At 73.4% G+C, this 15639-nt stretch carries 15 protein-coding genes and 2 pseudogenes; 7 read left to right on the forward strand and 10 right to left on the reverse strand.

Going from position 1 to position 15639, the window contains the following annotated elements; genetic code table 11:
• The 6 genes and pseudogenes from I3F54_RS25715 to I3F54_RS25740 all read right to left on the reverse strand — a co-directional run.
• A pseudogene (locus tag I3F54_RS25715) lies at window positions 1-455 on the reverse strand (hypothetical protein); the annotation flags it as partial.
• A 5-nt stretch (window positions 456-460) separates the two neighbouring features.
• Window positions 461-1336 (reverse strand): MoxR family ATPase, encoded by an 876-nt coding sequence (locus I3F54_RS25720; RefSeq protein WP_240121288.1) that lies wholly within the window; start codon window positions 1334-1336, stop codon window positions 461-463.
• A gap of 24 nt (window positions 1337-1360) precedes the next feature.
• Window positions 1361-2215, reverse strand: coding sequence for a xanthine dehydrogenase family protein subunit M (locus I3F54_RS25725; protein ID WP_240121289.1), 855 nt, complete (start codon window positions 2213-2215; stop codon window positions 1361-1363).
• Entirely contained in the window at window positions 2212-4572 is a 2361-nt protein-coding gene (locus I3F54_RS25730) for a xanthine dehydrogenase family protein molybdopterin-binding subunit (RefSeq protein ID WP_240121290.1), read from the reverse strand. The genes I3F54_RS25725 and I3F54_RS25730 overlap by 4 nt, the downstream gene beginning before the upstream one ends.
• Window positions 4569-5039, reverse strand: a complete 471-nt coding sequence (locus tag I3F54_RS25735) for a (2Fe-2S)-binding protein (protein WP_240121291.1) — start codon at window positions 5037-5039, stop codon at window positions 4569-4571. The genes I3F54_RS25730 and I3F54_RS25735 overlap by 4 nt, the downstream gene beginning before the upstream one ends.
• Before the next feature lie 220 nt (window positions 5040-5259).
• Window positions 5260-6516: a YncE family protein gene (locus I3F54_RS25740; protein WP_240121292.1), complete on the reverse strand. Its 1257-nt coding sequence runs from the start codon at window positions 6514-6516 to the stop codon at window positions 5260-5262.
• 173 nt (window positions 6517-6689) lie between these two features.
• Between I3F54_RS25740 and I3F54_RS25745 the strand changes: the two genes are divergently transcribed.
• Window positions 6690-7349, forward strand: coding sequence for a TetR/AcrR family transcriptional regulator (locus I3F54_RS25745; protein ID WP_240121293.1), 660 nt, complete (start codon window positions 6690-6692; stop codon window positions 7347-7349).
• A gap of 308 nt (window positions 7350-7657) precedes the next feature.
• On the opposite strand, the gene I3F54_RS25750 is transcribed toward I3F54_RS25745, so the two are convergent.
• Window positions 7658-8023 carry a nuclear transport factor 2 family protein gene (locus I3F54_RS25750; RefSeq protein WP_240121294.1) on the reverse strand — a complete coding sequence of 122 codons (366 nt, stop codon included), beginning with the start codon at window positions 8021-8023 and terminating at the stop codon, window positions 7658-7660.
• A 174-nt stretch (window positions 8024-8197) separates the two neighbouring features.
• On the opposite strand from I3F54_RS25750, the gene I3F54_RS25755 reads away from it, so the two are divergent.
• The 5 genes and pseudogenes from I3F54_RS25755 to I3F54_RS25775 all read left to right on the forward strand — a co-directional run bounded on the left by I3F54_RS25755 (window position 8198) and on the right by I3F54_RS25775 (window position 11873).
• A complete protein-coding gene (locus I3F54_RS25755) occupies window positions 8198-8500 on the forward strand; it encodes a hypothetical protein (RefSeq protein ID WP_240121295.1) in 303 nt (100 codons plus the stop codon).
• A gap of 318 nt (window positions 8501-8818) precedes the next feature.
• The gene (locus I3F54_RS25760; RefSeq protein ID WP_240121296.1) at window positions 8819-9904 is read left to right on the forward strand and encodes an S-(hydroxymethyl)mycothiol dehydrogenase; all 1086 of its coding nucleotides are present in this window, start codon (window positions 8819-8821) and stop codon (window positions 9902-9904) included.
• Window positions 9901-10532, forward strand: a pseudogene (locus tag I3F54_RS25765) (MBL fold metallo-hydrolase). The gene I3F54_RS25760 and the pseudogene I3F54_RS25765 overlap by 4 nt, the downstream one beginning before the upstream one ends.
• Before the next feature lie 339 nt (window positions 10533-10871).
• Window positions 10872-11570, forward strand: a complete 699-nt coding sequence (locus tag I3F54_RS25770) for a L,D-transpeptidase family protein (protein ID WP_240121297.1) — start codon at window positions 10872-10874, stop codon at window positions 11568-11570.
• A gap of 126 nt (window positions 11571-11696) precedes the next feature.
• A complete protein-coding gene (locus I3F54_RS25775) occupies window positions 11697-11873 on the forward strand; it encodes a hypothetical protein (protein WP_240121298.1) in 177 nt (58 codons plus the stop codon).
• 132 nt (window positions 11874-12005) lie between these two features.
• Here the strand turns inward: I3F54_RS25775 and I3F54_RS25780 are convergent, their stop codons facing one another.
• Window positions 12006-13379 (reverse strand): S1 family peptidase, encoded by a 1374-nt coding sequence (locus I3F54_RS25780; RefSeq protein ID WP_240121299.1) that lies wholly within the window; start codon window positions 13377-13379, stop codon window positions 12006-12008.
• A gap of 222 nt (window positions 13380-13601) precedes the next feature.
• On the opposite strand from I3F54_RS25780, the gene I3F54_RS25785 reads away from it, so the two are divergent.
• Window positions 13602-13985, forward strand: a complete 384-nt coding sequence (locus tag I3F54_RS25785; protein WP_240121300.1) for a PPOX class F420-dependent oxidoreductase — start codon at window positions 13602-13604, stop codon at window positions 13983-13985.
• 42 nt (window positions 13986-14027) lie between these two features.
• Here I3F54_RS25785 and I3F54_RS25790 read toward each other — a convergent pair whose 3' ends face one another.
• Both I3F54_RS25790 and I3F54_RS25795 read right to left on the reverse strand, forming a co-directional pair.
• A complete protein-coding gene (locus tag I3F54_RS25790) occupies window positions 14028-14441 on the reverse strand; it encodes a Zn-ribbon domain-containing OB-fold protein (protein WP_240121301.1) in 414 nt (137 codons plus the stop codon).
• A gap of 158 nt (window positions 14442-14599) precedes the next feature.
• On the reverse strand, window positions 14600-15418 hold the full coding sequence (locus I3F54_RS25795; RefSeq protein ID WP_240121302.1) for a TetR family transcriptional regulator: 819 nt from the start codon (window positions 15416-15418) through the stop codon (window positions 14600-14602).
• Between the last annotated feature and the right edge of the window lie 221 nt (window positions 15419-15639).

Below are 15639 nucleotides of genomic sequence, written 5' to 3' on the forward strand. Positions count from 1 at the left end.
GCGCCGCGCAGCGCGAACGCCGCCAGCAGCCGGTGCAGCTGCTGGCGCTGCGCCGGGTCCAGGCCGGCCACGTCCCGGTGCCGCAGCACCTCCACCGGGCTGGCCGCCGCCGCGGCGGGCGGAGCGTCGGGCGCGGCGTTCCCGCCGGTGTCCGGTGTGGCGCCGGTCCCCTCCCGGGTCGCGAGCCGCGGCCGCGGCCGGGGAGCGGGCCGCCGCGCCGCACGCGGCTGCGGGCCGGGGCCGAACCAGGCGGCGAAGACCCGCTCGTAGCGCTCCAGGTCGTCCCGTCCGCCGCACAGCGTCAGCCGGCCCGCCCAGTACACGTCCGTCCGCGCCTCGGCCCCGAGCACGTCCACCGCCCGCAGGAAGGCCTGCAACCGCTCCGCGCTCGCGTCCACCCCGGCGGCGCGCAGCGCCCGGGCGAAGCCGACCAGGGTGGCGTCGGCGGCGAGCACGCCGCTCACCCTCCCCGCGCCGCGAGCACCGCCGCGAAGTCCATCCGCCGTGCCCGTTCCGCGTCCTCGCGGTACTTCAGCACCGAGCCCAGCGTCGCCACAGCCAGCTCCGCGTCCACCTCGCCGGCCCCCAGCGCGTCCAGGGCCCGTGCCCAGTCGAGGGTCTCCGCCACCCCGGGCGGCTTCAGCAGCTCCTGTCCGCGCAGCGCCTGCACCAGCGCGGTGACCTGCTCCGCCAGCCGCACCGACACCCCGGGCAGCCGGCGGCGGACGATCGCCAGCTCGCGGGCGAAGTCAGGATGGTCGAACCAGTGGTACAGGCACCTGCGCTTCAGCGCGTCGTGCACCTCGCGGGTGCGGTTGGAGGTGAGCACCACCACCGGGGGCTGCTCGGCGCGCAGGGTCCCCAGCTCGGGAATGGTGACGGAGTACTCCGACAGCAGTTCCAGCAGGAACGCCTCGAACTCGTCGTCCGCCCGGTCGATCTCGTCCACCAGCAGCACCGACGGCTGTGTCTGGAGCGCCTTCAGCAGCGGCCTCGCGATCAGGAACCGCCGGTCGTACAGCTCGCCCTCCAGCCGCTCCACGTCGCGGACGCCCGCCGCCTCCGCCGCCCGCAGGTGCAGCAGCTGGCGGGGGAAGTCCCAGTCGTACAGGGCTTGCGAGGCGTCGATCCCCTCGTGGCACTGCAACCGGATCAGCGGCGCGCCCAGCGCCTCGGCGAGGGCGGAGGCCAGCGCGGTCTTGCCGACGCCCGCGTCGCCCTCGCACAGCAGCGGCCGGCCCAGGCGCAGGACCAGGAAGCAGGCGACGGCCAGCCCGTCGTCGAGGAGATACCCCGTCTCCTCCAGGCGGGCCCGCACCTGCTCCGGGTCGTCCATGCCGGTGATGTGCGTGATCGGACCTCACCCCATTCCGGTGGCGGCGAGCACGGCCCGCCGCGTCAGCACCCGCGCGAGGTGCTCCCGGTACTCCGGCGAGGCCGACGTGTCCCGCGTCGGCCGGGTGCCCTCCGCCGCCGCCTCCGCGGCACGCGTCACGGTCTGCGCGTCCCCGGCTCCGGTGAGCGCCGCCTCGGCCGCGGCGGCCCGCAGCGGGGTGGCGCCCATGCCGGTCAGGCCGATCCGGGCCTCGGTCACCCGGCCGCCGTCGCGCCGCACCAGGGCGGCCACCCCGACGATCGCCCAGGCCTGGGCGACCCGGTGGAACTTCTCGTAGTGGAAGCCCCAGCCGTCCGCCTTGGGGAAACGGATCTCGACGAGGAGTTCGTCCGGCGCGAGCGCCGACTGGAGGTAGTCGACGAAGAAGTCGCGCGCCGGGATCGTCCGCCGCCCGCCCGGCCCCGCCGCGACCAGCTCCGCGTCGAGCGCCAGCGCCACCGCGGGCAGGTCGCCGGCCGGGTCGGCGTGCGCGAGGGACCCGCCGAGGGTGCCCCGGTGCCGCACCGCCGGGTCGGCGACGGTGGCGGTGGCGGCGGCCAGCAGCCCGGCGTGACGGCGGACCAGCGGATCGCGCAGCACGTCGTGGTGCGTGGTCAGCGCGCCGATGACCAGCGTGTCGCCGTCCTCGCGCACCCCGCGCAGCTCCGCCACCCGGCCGACGTCCACGACCAGTTCCGGGAAGGCCAGCCGCAGCCTCAGCAGCGGCAGCAGGCTCTGCCCGCCGGCCAGGACCTTCGCCTCCTCGCCCGCCTCGGCGAGGCTTCGTACGGCCTCCTCGACACTGGCCGGGCGGACGTAGTCGAACGCCGGGGGAATCATGAGCGCGCCTCCCTCAGTGCCTGCCAGATCCGTTCGGGTGTGCAGGGCATCCGGACGTCGCCGACGCCCAGCGGCCGCAGCGCGTCCACCACCGCGTTCACCACGGCCGGTGTCGAGGCGATGGTCCCCGCCTCGCCCACGCCCTTGACGCCCAGCGGGTTGGAGGTGGCCGGTGTCTGCGTCCGGTCGGTGACGAAGTCGGGCAGGTCGGCCGCGGACGGCACCAGGTAGTCGGCCATGGTGCCGGAGACCAGGTTGCCCTCGTCGTCGTACACCGCCTCCTCGTACAGGGCCTGCGCGATGCCCTGGGCGACCCCGCCGTGCACCTGCCCCTCGACGATCACCGGGTTGACCACCCGGCCGACGTCGTCGACGCACACGTAGGAGCGGATCCGGGTCTGCCCGGTCTCGGTGTCGACCTCCACGGCGCACAGGTGGGTGCCGTGCGGGTAGGAGAACGTGTCCGGGTCCAGCAGGTGCTCGGCGTTGATGGTCGGCTCCAGGCCCTCGGGCAGGTCGTGGGAGGTGAACGTCTCGAACGCGACCTCCTGGATGGTCCTGCGGGCCTCGGGGGAGCCCTTGACCGAGAACACCCCGTCCGCGAAGTCCAGGTCCTGCTCGCTGGCCTCCAGCAGATGGGCGGCCACCCTGCGGGCCCTGTCCACCACCTTCACCGCCGCGTGGTGCACGGCCGACCCGCCGACGACCAGCGACCGGGAACCGTAGGTGTCCATGCCCTGCGGCGCCGCCTGGGTGTCGCCGTGCACGACCTCCACGTCCTCGAAGGGCACCCCCAGCACGTCGGCGGCGATCTGGCTCCAGCTGGTGACGTGCCCCTGACCGTGCGGGCTGGTGCCGGTGACCACCTCGACCTTGCCGGTCGGCAGCATGCGGATGCTCGCCGCCTCCCACCCACCGGCCGCGTAGCGCAGGTCCCGCAGCACCCTGCTGGGTGCCAGACCGCACATCTCCGTGTACGTCGACACGCCGATGCCGAGGCGGACGGTGTCCTGGCGCTCGGCGCGCTTGCGCTGCTCGGCGCGGAGCCCGTCGTACCCGAACAGCGCCAGCGCCCGGTCGGTGGCGGCCTCGTAGTTGCCGCTGTCGTAGGTCAGGCCGGCGACCGTCGTGTACGGGAACTCCTCGTGCCGGATCCAGTTGCGCCGCCGCAGCTCCAGCGGGTCCACACCGAGTTCCGCCGCCAGGTCGTCCATGATCCGCTCGATGGCGAACGTGGCCTCCGGGCGTCCGGCACCACGGTAGGCGTCGGTGGGGGTACGGGTGGTGAAGACGCCGGTGCAGGTGAAGTCGTAGGAGTCCATCTTGTAGATCGCCGGGTACATGAAGGCGCCCAGGAGCGGGGTGCCCGGCGTGATGAGCATCAGGTAGGCGCCCATGTCGGCCAGCAGGTCGACCTTGAGGCCCAGGAGCCGCCCCTCACGGGTCGCCGCGATCTCCACGTCCTGGATCATGCCGCGGCCCTGGTGGGTCGCCAGGTAGCCCTCGGAGCGGGACTCCGTCCACTTCACCGGCCGCCCCAGGCGGCGCGCGACGGCGAGGGCGACGGCCTCCTCGCCGTACACCTGGAGTTTGGAGCCGAAGCCGCCGCCGACGTCGGGGGCGACGACCCGCAGCTTGTGCTCGGGGATGCCGGTCACCCCGGCCAGCAGCAGCCGCGCGATGTGCGGGACCTGGGTGGAGGAGTACAGCGTGTACTCGCCGGACGCGGCGACCGGTGTGACGACGACCGCGCGTGGTTCCATGGCGTTGGCGATGAGCCGCTGCTGGTGGTAGCGGCGCTTCAGCGTGACCTCGGCGCGCTCCCGCACGGCGCCGAACTCCTCGCCCGTCCTCAGCGGCCAGACGTAGCAGCGGTTGGTGCCCTTGTCGGCGTGGACCAGCGGGGCGTCCTCGGCGAGCGCGCCCTCCAGGTCCAGTACCGCGGGCAGCGGCTCGTAGTCGACCTCGATCGCCTCCAGCGCGTCGGCGGCGGCGTACCGGTCGCGGGCCACGACGACGGCCACCGGGTCGCCCGCGTACCGCACCTCGTCGGCCGCGACCGGCGGGTGGGCGGGCATCACGATGTCCTCCGTGACCGGCCACACGCAGGGCATCGACCCGAGCTCGTCGGCGAGGTCCGCACCCGTGAACGCGGCGACCACGCCGGGGCGTTGCAGGGCGGGCGCGACGTCGATCCGCTCGATGCGGGCGTGCGCCAGCGGGCTGCGCAGGAACGCCATGTACAGCAGGCCGCCGGCCTGGATGTTGTCGGTCCAGTTGGTCTGGCCGGTGACCAGGTGCGCGTCCTCCTTGCGGGGCCGGGCCCGGCCGACCTCGCGTTCCGCCGTCGGGGTCATGCCGTGACCTCCTGCCCGGAGGCGGCCAGGACGGCCCGGACGATGTTCTGGTAGCCGGTGCAGCGGCACAGGTTGCCCTCCAGGCCCTGCCGCACCTCCTCCGGCGTGGGGCGCGGGTTGTCACGCAGCAGGTCGCGCGCTGCCATGATCATGCCGGGGGTGCAGTAGCCGCACTGGAGCGCATGGCGCTCGTGGAAGGCCCGCTGGAGCGCCGTCCACTGCCCGTCGCGGGCCAGTCCCTGGACGGTGGTCACCTCGCCGCCGTCCGCCTGGACGGCGAGCACGGCGCAGCTCTTGACGCTCTCGCCGTCCAGATCGACCGTGCAGGCACCGCAGTTGGAGGTGTCGCAGCCGATCGGTGTGCCGGTCAGGCCGAGCCGGTCGCGCAGGTAGTGCACCAGCAGAAGGCGGGGCTCGACCTCGTCCTCGTACGTCGTGCCGTCCACCTTCACCGAGATGTGGGTCATGGGCCCTCCAGAGGGCATGCGGGCGGATGAGAGGGACAGTCAACGGCCGGGCGTGATGTTCGTCACTCCATGACCGCACTCTATGGCCGCGCCGGGACGGCGGCGAGTGCACGGCACGGATCGGGGCGTGTCGGCGCCACGGTGGCCGCCGCGCGCCTGCGGGGGCGGCCGGGAGCGTGGAAGGGGCGGGGGAACGGACCGTGGACCCCGTGCGCAGCGCTCAGGCGTCCGGGCCCGTCCAGTCCGCGGGTACGTGACCCAGCCGGACGCGTTGCGGGTGGTCGCCCACGGGCACCGACAGCCGCTTCTCGCCGGTGGCGAAGTCGATCGCCGTCACCCGGTCGGCACCGCTCTCCGAGACCACGCAGTCACGGCCGTCACCGCTGACCGTGGCCCAGTACGGCTTGACGGCGGTGACGAGCGGCCCCTCCCGGAGCGTGGCGCGGTCCACGACCGTGGCGTAGTCGTCCATGGTGCCCGCAGCACACAGCTTGCTGCCGTCCGGCTTCATCGCCAGTCCGTGGTGGCGCGAGTCGTTGACGAACGTGGTGCGGTCGTCGCTCGTCGCCGGGTTCTTCGGCAGCGTCTTCGTCCGGGTGATCCGGTCGGCGGCGAGGTCGTACTCGAAGAAGCCGTTGAAGAACGACACCTGGAAGTACAGCTTCGCCCCGTCCGGAGAGAACACCGCGGGCCGCACCGCGTCGGAGAAGTCCCTGAGGCCGATCGCGTCCAGTCGTTCGCGCATGTCGACGATCCGCACCGGCCGGTACGTGGTCGCGTCGACGACGGTGATGTGCCGGTCGCCCTTCGTCCAGTCCAGCCAGGGGGCGTCGGCGGCGGTGTTCACCTCACCGATCGACATGTTGTACAGGTATCTGCCGTCCGCGCTGAAGATGTTCTCGTGCGGCTTGTCGCCGGTGGCGAACCGGCCCAGCTCCCTTCCGGTGGCGATGTCCAGCACGTGCACGGTGTTCGACGTCGAGGCGGACACCGCGACCCGGGCGCCGTCGGGGGAGACGGCCATGTGGTCGGCACGGTAACCAGACACGCGGAAGCGCCAGTTGACGCCCCCGCCGGCCAGGTCGATCGAGACCACGTCGGCGAGGCTGGGCCGCGAGACCACCACCGAGGTGCCGTCCGGCGTGGAGTACATGTCGTCGGCGAACTGGTCGTGTCCCTCACCTACGCTGTTGCGGATCGCCATGAAGTAGATCCACTTGATCGGGTCGGCGTTGATCTCCGCCATCCGCTCGGCCCGGTCGGGGACGACGTCGATCCGGCCGAACTTCGCGTAGTCGCCGGAGGACCGGAGGGCGTCGGCGGTGCCGTCCCAGTTGTTGCCGACGAACAGCACCTCGCGCAGGCCGGCACCCGGGGCGGGTCCGGCCGAGGCGGTGGCGGCGGTCGCCGGGGCGGTCACGGCCAGGACGAGGGCGGCGGCGACGGAGCAGAGGCGCCTGGTTCCGACAGCAGGCATGAGTGCTCTCTCCTCTGGAGTGGGGAGTGTGGGGGAAGGGCGCGCGGAATCTGAACACGCGTGCTTTCACAGTGGACTTACTCGAAAGTAAGGAGGGGGGGCCTTCTCGACAAGACCGCGTACACGACAAAATTGACGGCGTCCCGGGGACGACGAGGGAGGCGCGAGGGAGCGTGGCGGGCAGGCTGAGGGCACCGACAGGTCGCTATGGCGGCAGGACGGCCGCGGAGCGACAGGCCGAGCGCCGGCGCCGCTTCCTGACGGCGGCACTGGAACTCTTCGGCGGCGCGCCCGGCTACCGGGCGACGACGGTCGCCGCACTCAGCGAGGCCGCGGGCCTGTCCACCCGGCAGTTCTACGAGGAGTTCCGTACCCTGGAGGACGTCCTGGCCGCCCTGCACCTCCAGGTCAACGGCTGGGCGGAGGAGGCCGTCCGGGCGGCGTCCGCCACCGCGGGCGACCTGCCGCTCGCGGAACGCGTGACCGTGTTCTTCCGCGCCTACGCCGACAACGTCACCGCCGACCGGCGCCGCGTCCGCATCACCTTCGTGGAGATCGTCGGCGTCAGCGAGCGCCTGGAGGAGCAGCGCCTGGCCCGACGCGCCCGCTGGGTCGACCTCATCTGCGCCGAGGCCGGTGCGGCCGCCGCCCGCGGGGAGGCCGACGACCGGGACTACCGTCTGGCGGCGGCGGCGTTCATCGGCAGTGTCAACGGCCTCCTGCACGACTGGAGCGCCGGCTGGGTCGACGCCACCCTCGACGAGGTCGTCGACGAACTGGTCCGGCAGCTCCTGGGCATGCTCCGGCAGCCTGCCCGGCACGCGGCCGGCTGACGGAGGGGAGAGCGCGGCGGGGCGGGGGAGGGCGCACCGGGCGCCGCCCGGCGGCAGGGGTGGCCCGGGGCCGGGCCGCATCCGTCCGCGCCGAGAGCGTCCGGGCGGTGGGAACCGGCGGGTCCGTCCAGGACACCGGCCGTGGCCCGGAACAGGGTGACCGGTGGTCCGGGCGCCCCGCACGGACGGTCCGGAGCGTGGAGGGTCCGGACCGTCGTCGTGTGCCGCGTGTCACCGGTCGGCCGCGCGTACCACTTCCTCGGCGCGTGTGCGCCGCGTCCGCGTCGGCTGTGCGTGGGGGGCGGCCGTCACTCGTCCCACGCCTCGATCATGATCTGCTCGGAGATCTTGCCGTCGCGCAGCGTGATCATCGACTCGGACAGCACACGGGTTCCGTCCGAGTAGCGGCAGGACTCGCTGTAGGCCGCGTGGTCTCCCTGGATCACGCACCCCTCGAACGTGTGCTTCATGTCCCGGCCGTACACGTCCTCCAGCAGTTCGGCTATCTCGCCACGACCCTGCAGCACCCGGGGGTGGCTGGGCTGGCTGTTGCGGTTCACGATGCGCAGCGTCGCGTCGTCCGTGTAGAGCGACACGAGTGTCGCCGCAGTCTGTCCTTCGACGCCTCGGCGCAAGGTCTCGGTGTCGAAGGCGGCGGATGCGGTGGTGCCCATGATGACCTCCTTCGGGGGCCGTGGTCCGCAAGGGAATTACGGGCGGCGCCGGCCTCACCTTCGAGCGTCCTCCGCCCCTCCGGGCTCGGCAAGCGCAGTCCGCGTGCTGCGCCTGACGGGTGAGCGGCGCGACGTGCCCGTGTCCGCGGGGCGCCCTGCGCCGTTGCTGAGGGCATGATCTCCACTCGACGCATCGTCGCCGCCGCCTGCCTCGCCGCCGGAGTCGCCGGCTTCGCCGCGCCGGCCGCGAACGCAGCCGGCGCCGGCGCCCAGGGCACCGGTCAGCTCAACCCGGTCCACGTGCTCGACTCGCTCGCGACGAGCGACATCCCCGCGGAGCACCAGGCGGAGATGCCGCGGGTCTCCCAGCAGCTCGCGGCGCTGAACCGGGTGAACGAGCTGAACAAGCTCAACGAACTGCACCAGGTGACCGACCTGGCAGCACCGGTGACCGGCCTGCTCCCGGCCGTCCAGTAGCAGCCTCCGCGCACCTGAGAAGGGCCGTCTCCACGGAGGCGGCCCTTCGTGTGTCCCGCGGACACCCCCGCCTCCGCCTCACGGGAACCGGGCCCTGCCGTGTCCCGGGGCCCCGGGACACGGCAGCCGCTCCCGCACGAGGTCCCACTTCCCCCGGCCCCCACGAGCCCGGCCGCGTGCCCGTCCCGCCACCTGCGCTCCGACGTGGCCGGAACCGCGCGCCTCCGGCGCTGCCGCACCTCCGCGCAGCCGCCTCGCACGTAGGGTCGGGCCGGGGACGGACACCGGCCCCGCCGACGGCGGAAAGGGGATCAGCGCATGGCGCAGGAAGTACGCGGCGTGATCGCACCGGGCAAGAACCAGCCGGTGCGCGTGGACACGGTCCTGGTGCCCGACCCGGGGCCGGGCGAGGCGGTGGTCGAGATCCAGGCGTGCGGCGTCTGCCACACCGACCTGCACTACCGGCAGGGCGGCATCACCGACGAGTTCCCCTTCCTGCTCGGCCACGAGGCGGCGGGCGTCGTGGAGTCCGTCGGCGAGGGCGTCACCGACGTCGCGCCCGGCGACTTCGTGATCCTCAACTGGCGTGCCGTCTGCGGCCGTTGCCGGGCCTGTCGGCGCGGCAGGCCCTGGTACTGCTTCGACACGCGCAACGCCCGCCAGAAGATGACCCTCACCGACGGCACCGTCCTCGCACCCGCCCTCGGCATCGGCGCGTTCGCGGAGAAGACCCTCGTCGCGGCCGGGCAGTGCACCAAGGTCGACCCTGCCGTCTCCCCGCAGGCGGCCGGACTGCTGGGCTGCGGGGTGATGGCCGGCATCGGCGCCGCCCTCAACACCGGCGACGTCGGCCGCGGTGACACCGTCGCGGTCATCGGCTGCGGCGGCGTCGGCGACGCGGCGATCGTCGGAGCGCGCCTGGCCGGCGCGGCGAAGGTCATCGCCGTCGACATCGACGACCGGAAGCTGGCCACCGCCCGCACCATGGGCGCCACCCACACGGTCGATTCCCGTACATCCGACCCCGTCGAGGCGATCCGTGAACTGACCGGCGGATTCGGCGCCGACGTCGTCATCGAGGCCGTCGGCCGCCCCGAGACGTACAAGCAGGCGTTCTACGCCCGCGACCTGGCCGGCACCGTCGTCCTCGTCGGCGTCCCCACCCCGGACATGACGCTCGAACTCCCGCTGCCGGACGTCTTCGGGCGCGGCGGCGCGCTCAGGTCGTCGTGGTACGGGGACTGCCTGCCCTCCCGGGACTTCCCGATGCTCGTCGACCTGCACCTCCAAGGGCGCCTGGACCTGGACAAGTTCGTCACCGAGACGATCGCACTGGACGAGGTCGAGAAGGCCTTCGAACGCATGGAGCACGGAGACGTGCTGCGCTCGGTGGTGGTGCTGTGACGCACGCCCGCATCGAACGACTCGTCACCTCGGGGCAGTTCACCCTCGACGGCGGTACCTGGGACGTCGACAACAACGTGTGGATCGTCGGCGACGACCACGAGGTGATCGTCATCGACGCCGCCCACGACGCCGCGGCCATCGCCGCCGCCGTCGGCGACCGGCGCCTGACCGCGATCGTGTGCTCCCACGCCCACAACGACCACATCGACGCCGCCCCCGCGCTCGCGGACGCGACCGGCGCCGTGATCTGGCTCCACCCCGACGACCTGCCACTGTGGAAGCTCACCCATCCCGACCGCGAGCCCGACGCGCCTCTGCGCGACGGGCAGGTCATCGAGGCCGCCGGCGTCGATCTCACCGTGCTGCACACACCCGGCCACACACCGGGCGCGGTGTGCCTGTACGCACCGGGACTCGGGACCGCCTTCACCGGCGACACCCTGTTCCGGGGCGGCCCCGGCGCCACCGGCCGCTCCTACTCCCACTTCCCGGCCATCGTCGCCTCGATCCGCGACCGCCTGCTCACCCTGCCGTCCGGGACCAAGGTCCTCACCGGGCACGGTGACGCGACGAGGATCGGGGCGGAGGCCCCCACCTCCAGGAGTGGTTCGACCGCGGGCACTGACCCGTAAGGACAGGCTCCCCCGGCCCGCCGGGTGAATGCCCGCAAGACCCGACAGGACCCGAGGGCAGGTGTCCGGTTTCCACGGCACCGTCGACGGACACGTCCTGGTCACCTGCGTGGGGCCGCCCGCGGCCCGCAGGGCCCCCGCCGGGATGCGGGAGCCGGGGCTGCCTCCCGCCGGGGCCCGCCAGGACGCAGGGGGATCCGAGGGCACGGAGCCGACGTCGGGTGCCGGTACAGTTCACCGTTCGGTCACAGCGTGCCCGCCCGCACAACCACAGGGCCCGCTCACCGGTCCAACCAGCCGAGACCACGGCTCGCGCAGAGGAGAGGCACGCCATGGGGGACATACGCCGAAGGGGCGCCGTCGCACTCGGGATCACGGCGCTGGTGGCACCCGTCACGCTCACACTCGGTGCCGGCACCGCCCAGGCGGCGGCCGACTGCACCACCGTGGCGGGCCCCTACCAGAAACGGGTCGAGAAGTTCCTCGGTCGGCCCGTGGACGGCCGGCAGTCCACGGCCGACTGCAAGGCCGTCAAGGCCTTCCAGACCCGGCACGGCATCACCCCGGACATCGGCTACGCCGGGCCCGTCACCTGGGGCGTGATGGACCTCATGACCAAGCAGCGGGCTGTCGGGAAGAACCCCGGCAGGGACGGCAAGTGCCCCGTGGACAAGGGGCGCATCGCCTGTGTGAACCTCACCCTCCAGCTGAGCTGGATCCAGGACGGCCGCAAGCTCGTCTACGGCCCGGTGCCGGTGCGCACCGGGCGTGACGGGTACGAGACCCGCACCGGGCTGAAGAGGATCTCCTGGCGGCACATCGACCACGTCTCGACGATCTACCACGTGCCGATGCCGTACAGCCAGTTCTTCGACGGGGGCCAGGCCTTCCACTCGGTCGGCGTCAGCATGTGGAACCCGCCGGGCTCGCACGGCTGCGTCAACATGACCAGGGCCGACGCCAGGGCCTACTGGTCGCTGCTGCGGTCGGGTGACGACGTCTTCGTCTACGGGCGCAAGCCGGGCACGTGAAGGACCCGGCCCGTGGCCGGCGCGGCGGGAGGCGCAGGTCACGTGACCATCAACACTGTCCTGTTTGTCTGAATGATGTGCGATTGCTCGCAGGGTCATCACTCCTACCCCCGTAAGCTTCACGGCATGCCCACCACTGTTGAACCCGCCTCCGAGCGATCGGCGTCCGAGGTCAACGAGGAGATCCGGGCCCTGTGGTTCCGGTCCGGCGGGACACTGACGGGCGAGCAGCGCGAGGAGTACCGGCGTCTCGTCCTGGAGTGGGCCGCCGCGGACCCGCAGCAGTCTGCCAGAGCGGCCTGACCCCGGCTCTCCCCCGACCGCCGCACCCCGACCGCCGAATCACCGCGCCCGCACCGCCGGGCGCGGCTCCGGTCCCGGGCCACCCGCCCCGTGCGCGGGCACTCGGTTCGGTCCCGGCCCGGTGCCCCCTGCTCAGCCCCACGTCGCCGAATAGGCGCGGCGGTAGGCCTTCCGATCCTGCTCCACCCTGATGTACCGCGTCGCCACGAGCGCCACCAGGCTCCCGGCGGCGACCAGCAGACCCGGTCCGGCGTTGCGGCTGTCCGCCAGCCGGGACAGCAGTGCCGTGGCCTCGGTCCCCCCGCCGACCGGGGCGGAAGAGCCCGGGGACGCGGCTCCCGGGGCGATCGCGTTCTGCATGGGAGGCCCGGACGGTGCGGCACCGGCCCCGCTCCCGCCGGTCCGCCCCGAGACGATCAGTTTCACCCCGAGGGCCTGGAGCGCCTTCGTCACCGGCTGGAAGAACGTGGTGCCGCCCGTCGTGCAGTCACCGCTGCCGCCCGAGGTCACGCCGAGGGCGATGCCCTCGGAGAACAGTGGCCCCCCACTGTCGCCGGGCTCGGCGCACACGTCGGTCTGGATCAGGCCGGTGACAGTGCCCTCGGGGTAGTTGACCGTCGCGTCGAGTCCGGTCACCCGGCCGTCGCGCAGCCCGCTCGTGCTCCCGCTGCGGAACACCCGCTGCCCGACCGAGGCGTCGGCCGCGCCGGTGATGCGTACGCCGCTGCCGTTGCCGAGCGCCACGACGTCGGCGCCGTCGCCCGCCCGGCCCGTCGCGTACTGCACCAGGGAGAAGTCGCCGCCCGGGAAGCTGCCGTTCACGGTCTGCCCGATCCTCCGGGTTCCGGCTGCGTCCGCGAACCACACGGTGCCGTTCGGCCCGCAGTGTCCGGCCGTCAGGACGAAGTCGCGGGTGCCGTCGGTGACGTTGAACCCCGCCGAGCAGCGTCCGCCGGTCGACAGGATCGGCAGCGCCCCGTTCAGCCGGGGCGTGAAGGTGCCCCCGGTCCGCTCCATGCGGACGATGCCGCCGATGCCGTCCGCGACCCGGGTCAGCCGGGACCAGTCGGCGGCCGAGACCGTGCGGTCGCCCTGTACGACGACCTCGTTGCTGCGGTAGTCGACCATCCAGGCCGTGCCGGGCACCCGCGGCGCCGAACGCAGCTTCGCCGTGGCCGCTCGCAGTTCGCTCATGCTGTGCGGGACGACCTTCGCCTCGGCGCCCGCCGCGCGCACTGCGGCGGCCGAGCCCCGGTCCGTGACGGCGACGACCGGCCGGCCGTCCGCGCCGATCCAGTTGCCCGCCGTGCGGTCCGTGCCGAGCCGCGCCACGAGCGCCGCCCCGGCCTGCCCGGCCGGACCGGCGGTCGTGCGGGTGCCGCCGGCGGCGGGCGGCGCCTCGTCCGCCATCGCCGCCTGCCCCACCATGGCCCCTCCCGCGAGGAGTCCGCCTACGGCCGCCAGTCGCGCAACCCGCCGGACGATCCGTCGTCGTGCGTGCCTCATGCATGGCTCCCGAAACCGAACGCGCGGGCGGCCTCCGCACCGCGGGGCCCTCCGGTTGCCGGGCGCCCACCCTGGATACGCGCCCGGGGCCGACCGCGTTCAGCCGAAGAGGATCAAGGCCACGCGGAACGCCCCGGCCTTCCGGTGCGGTGCGCCGTGGAAGCCGGCGTACTGCGGGGCCCGGCGCCGCTCGTACCGCGCGCCCCTGCCTACACTTCCGGCATGGACTCCCCCTCGGTCGACCGGCTCGGTGCCGGCAAGTACCTGCTGATCACCAGCTACCGCAAGAACGGCAGCGGGGTCGCCACCCCGGTGTGGGTGGTGCGCGACGGCGAGGCGCTCGGCGTGTGGACGGCGGCCGACTCGTGGAAGGTGAAGCGGATCCGGGCCCGTGGCGACATCCTCGTGGGGCCTTGCGACATGCGGGGCAGGCCCACCGGTGAGCAGGTGCCGGCGACGGCCGAACTGTGCGACGCGGAGGCCACGGCCCGCTACCGCCGACTGATCGCCCGCAAGTACGGCCTCGCCGGGCGGCTGACGTTGTTCGGCAGCCGGCTGCGCCGAGGGCAGGACGGTGCCGTCGGGATCCGCATCACGCTCGGCTGACGATCTCCGGGCGGGCCCGCGGCAGCCGCCCGGGGGCCGGTGTCAGCTCCAGGCGCGGTAGGGCTCGTCGAGCAGCTGGAACACCGGCTCGCCGCGCACCGGGTCCTTGGCCGTGGACAGCCGCACGCGGTCACCGCTGTGGATGCCGATCGGCGGGCCCATCACCCGGCCGCGGACCACGAACCCCTCGGCCATCTCGACCAGGGACACGTTGCGTGCGGCGGGTGTGTTGCGGTGTACCACGGTGGAATGGCGGACCGTACCGGCGCCCTCGCTGCGCTCCGTCCTGAGTTCGCTGCCCCGGCAGACCGGACACAGCAGCCGGTGGTACATGGCCGTGCCGCACCAGGTGCAGCGCTGGAAGAGGAGGGCGTCCGTGTCCTCGTTCCGGGGCTGGAGAACGCCGGCTGCGGAGCCGGACGCCTGCTGAACGGCGATTCCTGAGCGGTGGTACACGCTGGTCAACTCCCTGCGCTCGGCCGGAAAACCCTCGTGCGCGGGGCACCCGTGCACGCCCGTGCGCGGTTCACCGTGCGACCGTGCACGGGCTCAGCGTATGGCACTCAGTGCCACACGTAAAGGTACTCCGTACCCCAGAAAGGGAAGAGCGCGGATCAGCCCCGGCCGACGGCGGCCTCGACCTCCTGGACCACCCGCCACAGTGGGGCCCCGCGCCGGGCCACCACGACCACCACGTCCCCGGCGTCAGCGGTGGTCTCCCGGGCCCCGGTCGCGCCGTCGGGCCCGGCCGGCACGGTGGGCCCGGGAGCCCCGCCGGGTTCCGTGCTCCGTGCCGTCGGCTCCGGCGCGGCGGCCGAGCCGAAGACGGCCTGCACGTGTCCCAGGGCGTGGTCGACCGCGGCGCCGGCGTCGCCCTGCCCGTCCGAGCGCAGCCAGGAGCGCAGCGCGTTGTTGTGGGCGGCGACCACCGCCGCCGCGATCACGTCCGCCCTCAGGGTGCCGTCGTGCTGGCCCGCGAAACGCCCGCGCAGATACGCGGCGAGCGCGCGCTCGTAGCGCCACACCACCGACAGTTCGTACGCCCGCAGGCCCGGCACCTGCTTGGTGAGCCGGTAGCGCTGGACCGAGAAGGCCGGGTTCTCCGCGTACATGCGCAGCACCAGCCGGGCCGCGTCGCACACCCGGCGCACGGGCTCCTGTTCCTCGCCGCTCGCGGCGAGGAACGCGGTCATGTCGGAGAGGCACCGCTCGTGGTCGGGAAAGACCACGTCCTCCTTGGAGGGGAAGTACCGGAAGAACGAGCGCCGTCCCACACCGGCGAGCGCCACGATGTCGTCCACGGTGGTCTGCTCGTACCCGCGCTCCAGGAACAGCTGGAAGGCGGCCGCGACCAGCGCCTCCCGCATGGGCGGCCTGGCGCGCGCCGCGTCGGTCCTGTCGTCGCGCCCGGATCCCGCACTGGTGGTGCTCATGCACGGAACGTAGCATCCGGATCGCCACGATGGCACTCAGTACCCTCTGTCGGGGAACTGAGTGCCGGTGCCGTCCGCCACGCCGGCCGAACCCGGGTGACGCCACCCGCCGGCCCTCGGCTGACACCGGGCGAGCGTCACGGTGCGGGCGCGTCAGCAGCGGTGCGGCGAAGTCGTGCGGCGGGCGGACCCGGACCAGGGGCCGGACGAGCCGGGCGATC

It is taken from the genome of Streptomyces sp. MUM 2J (assembly GCF_022414535.1).
Classification (GTDB): domain Bacteria; phylum Actinomycetota; class Actinomycetes; order Streptomycetales; family Streptomycetaceae; genus Streptomyces.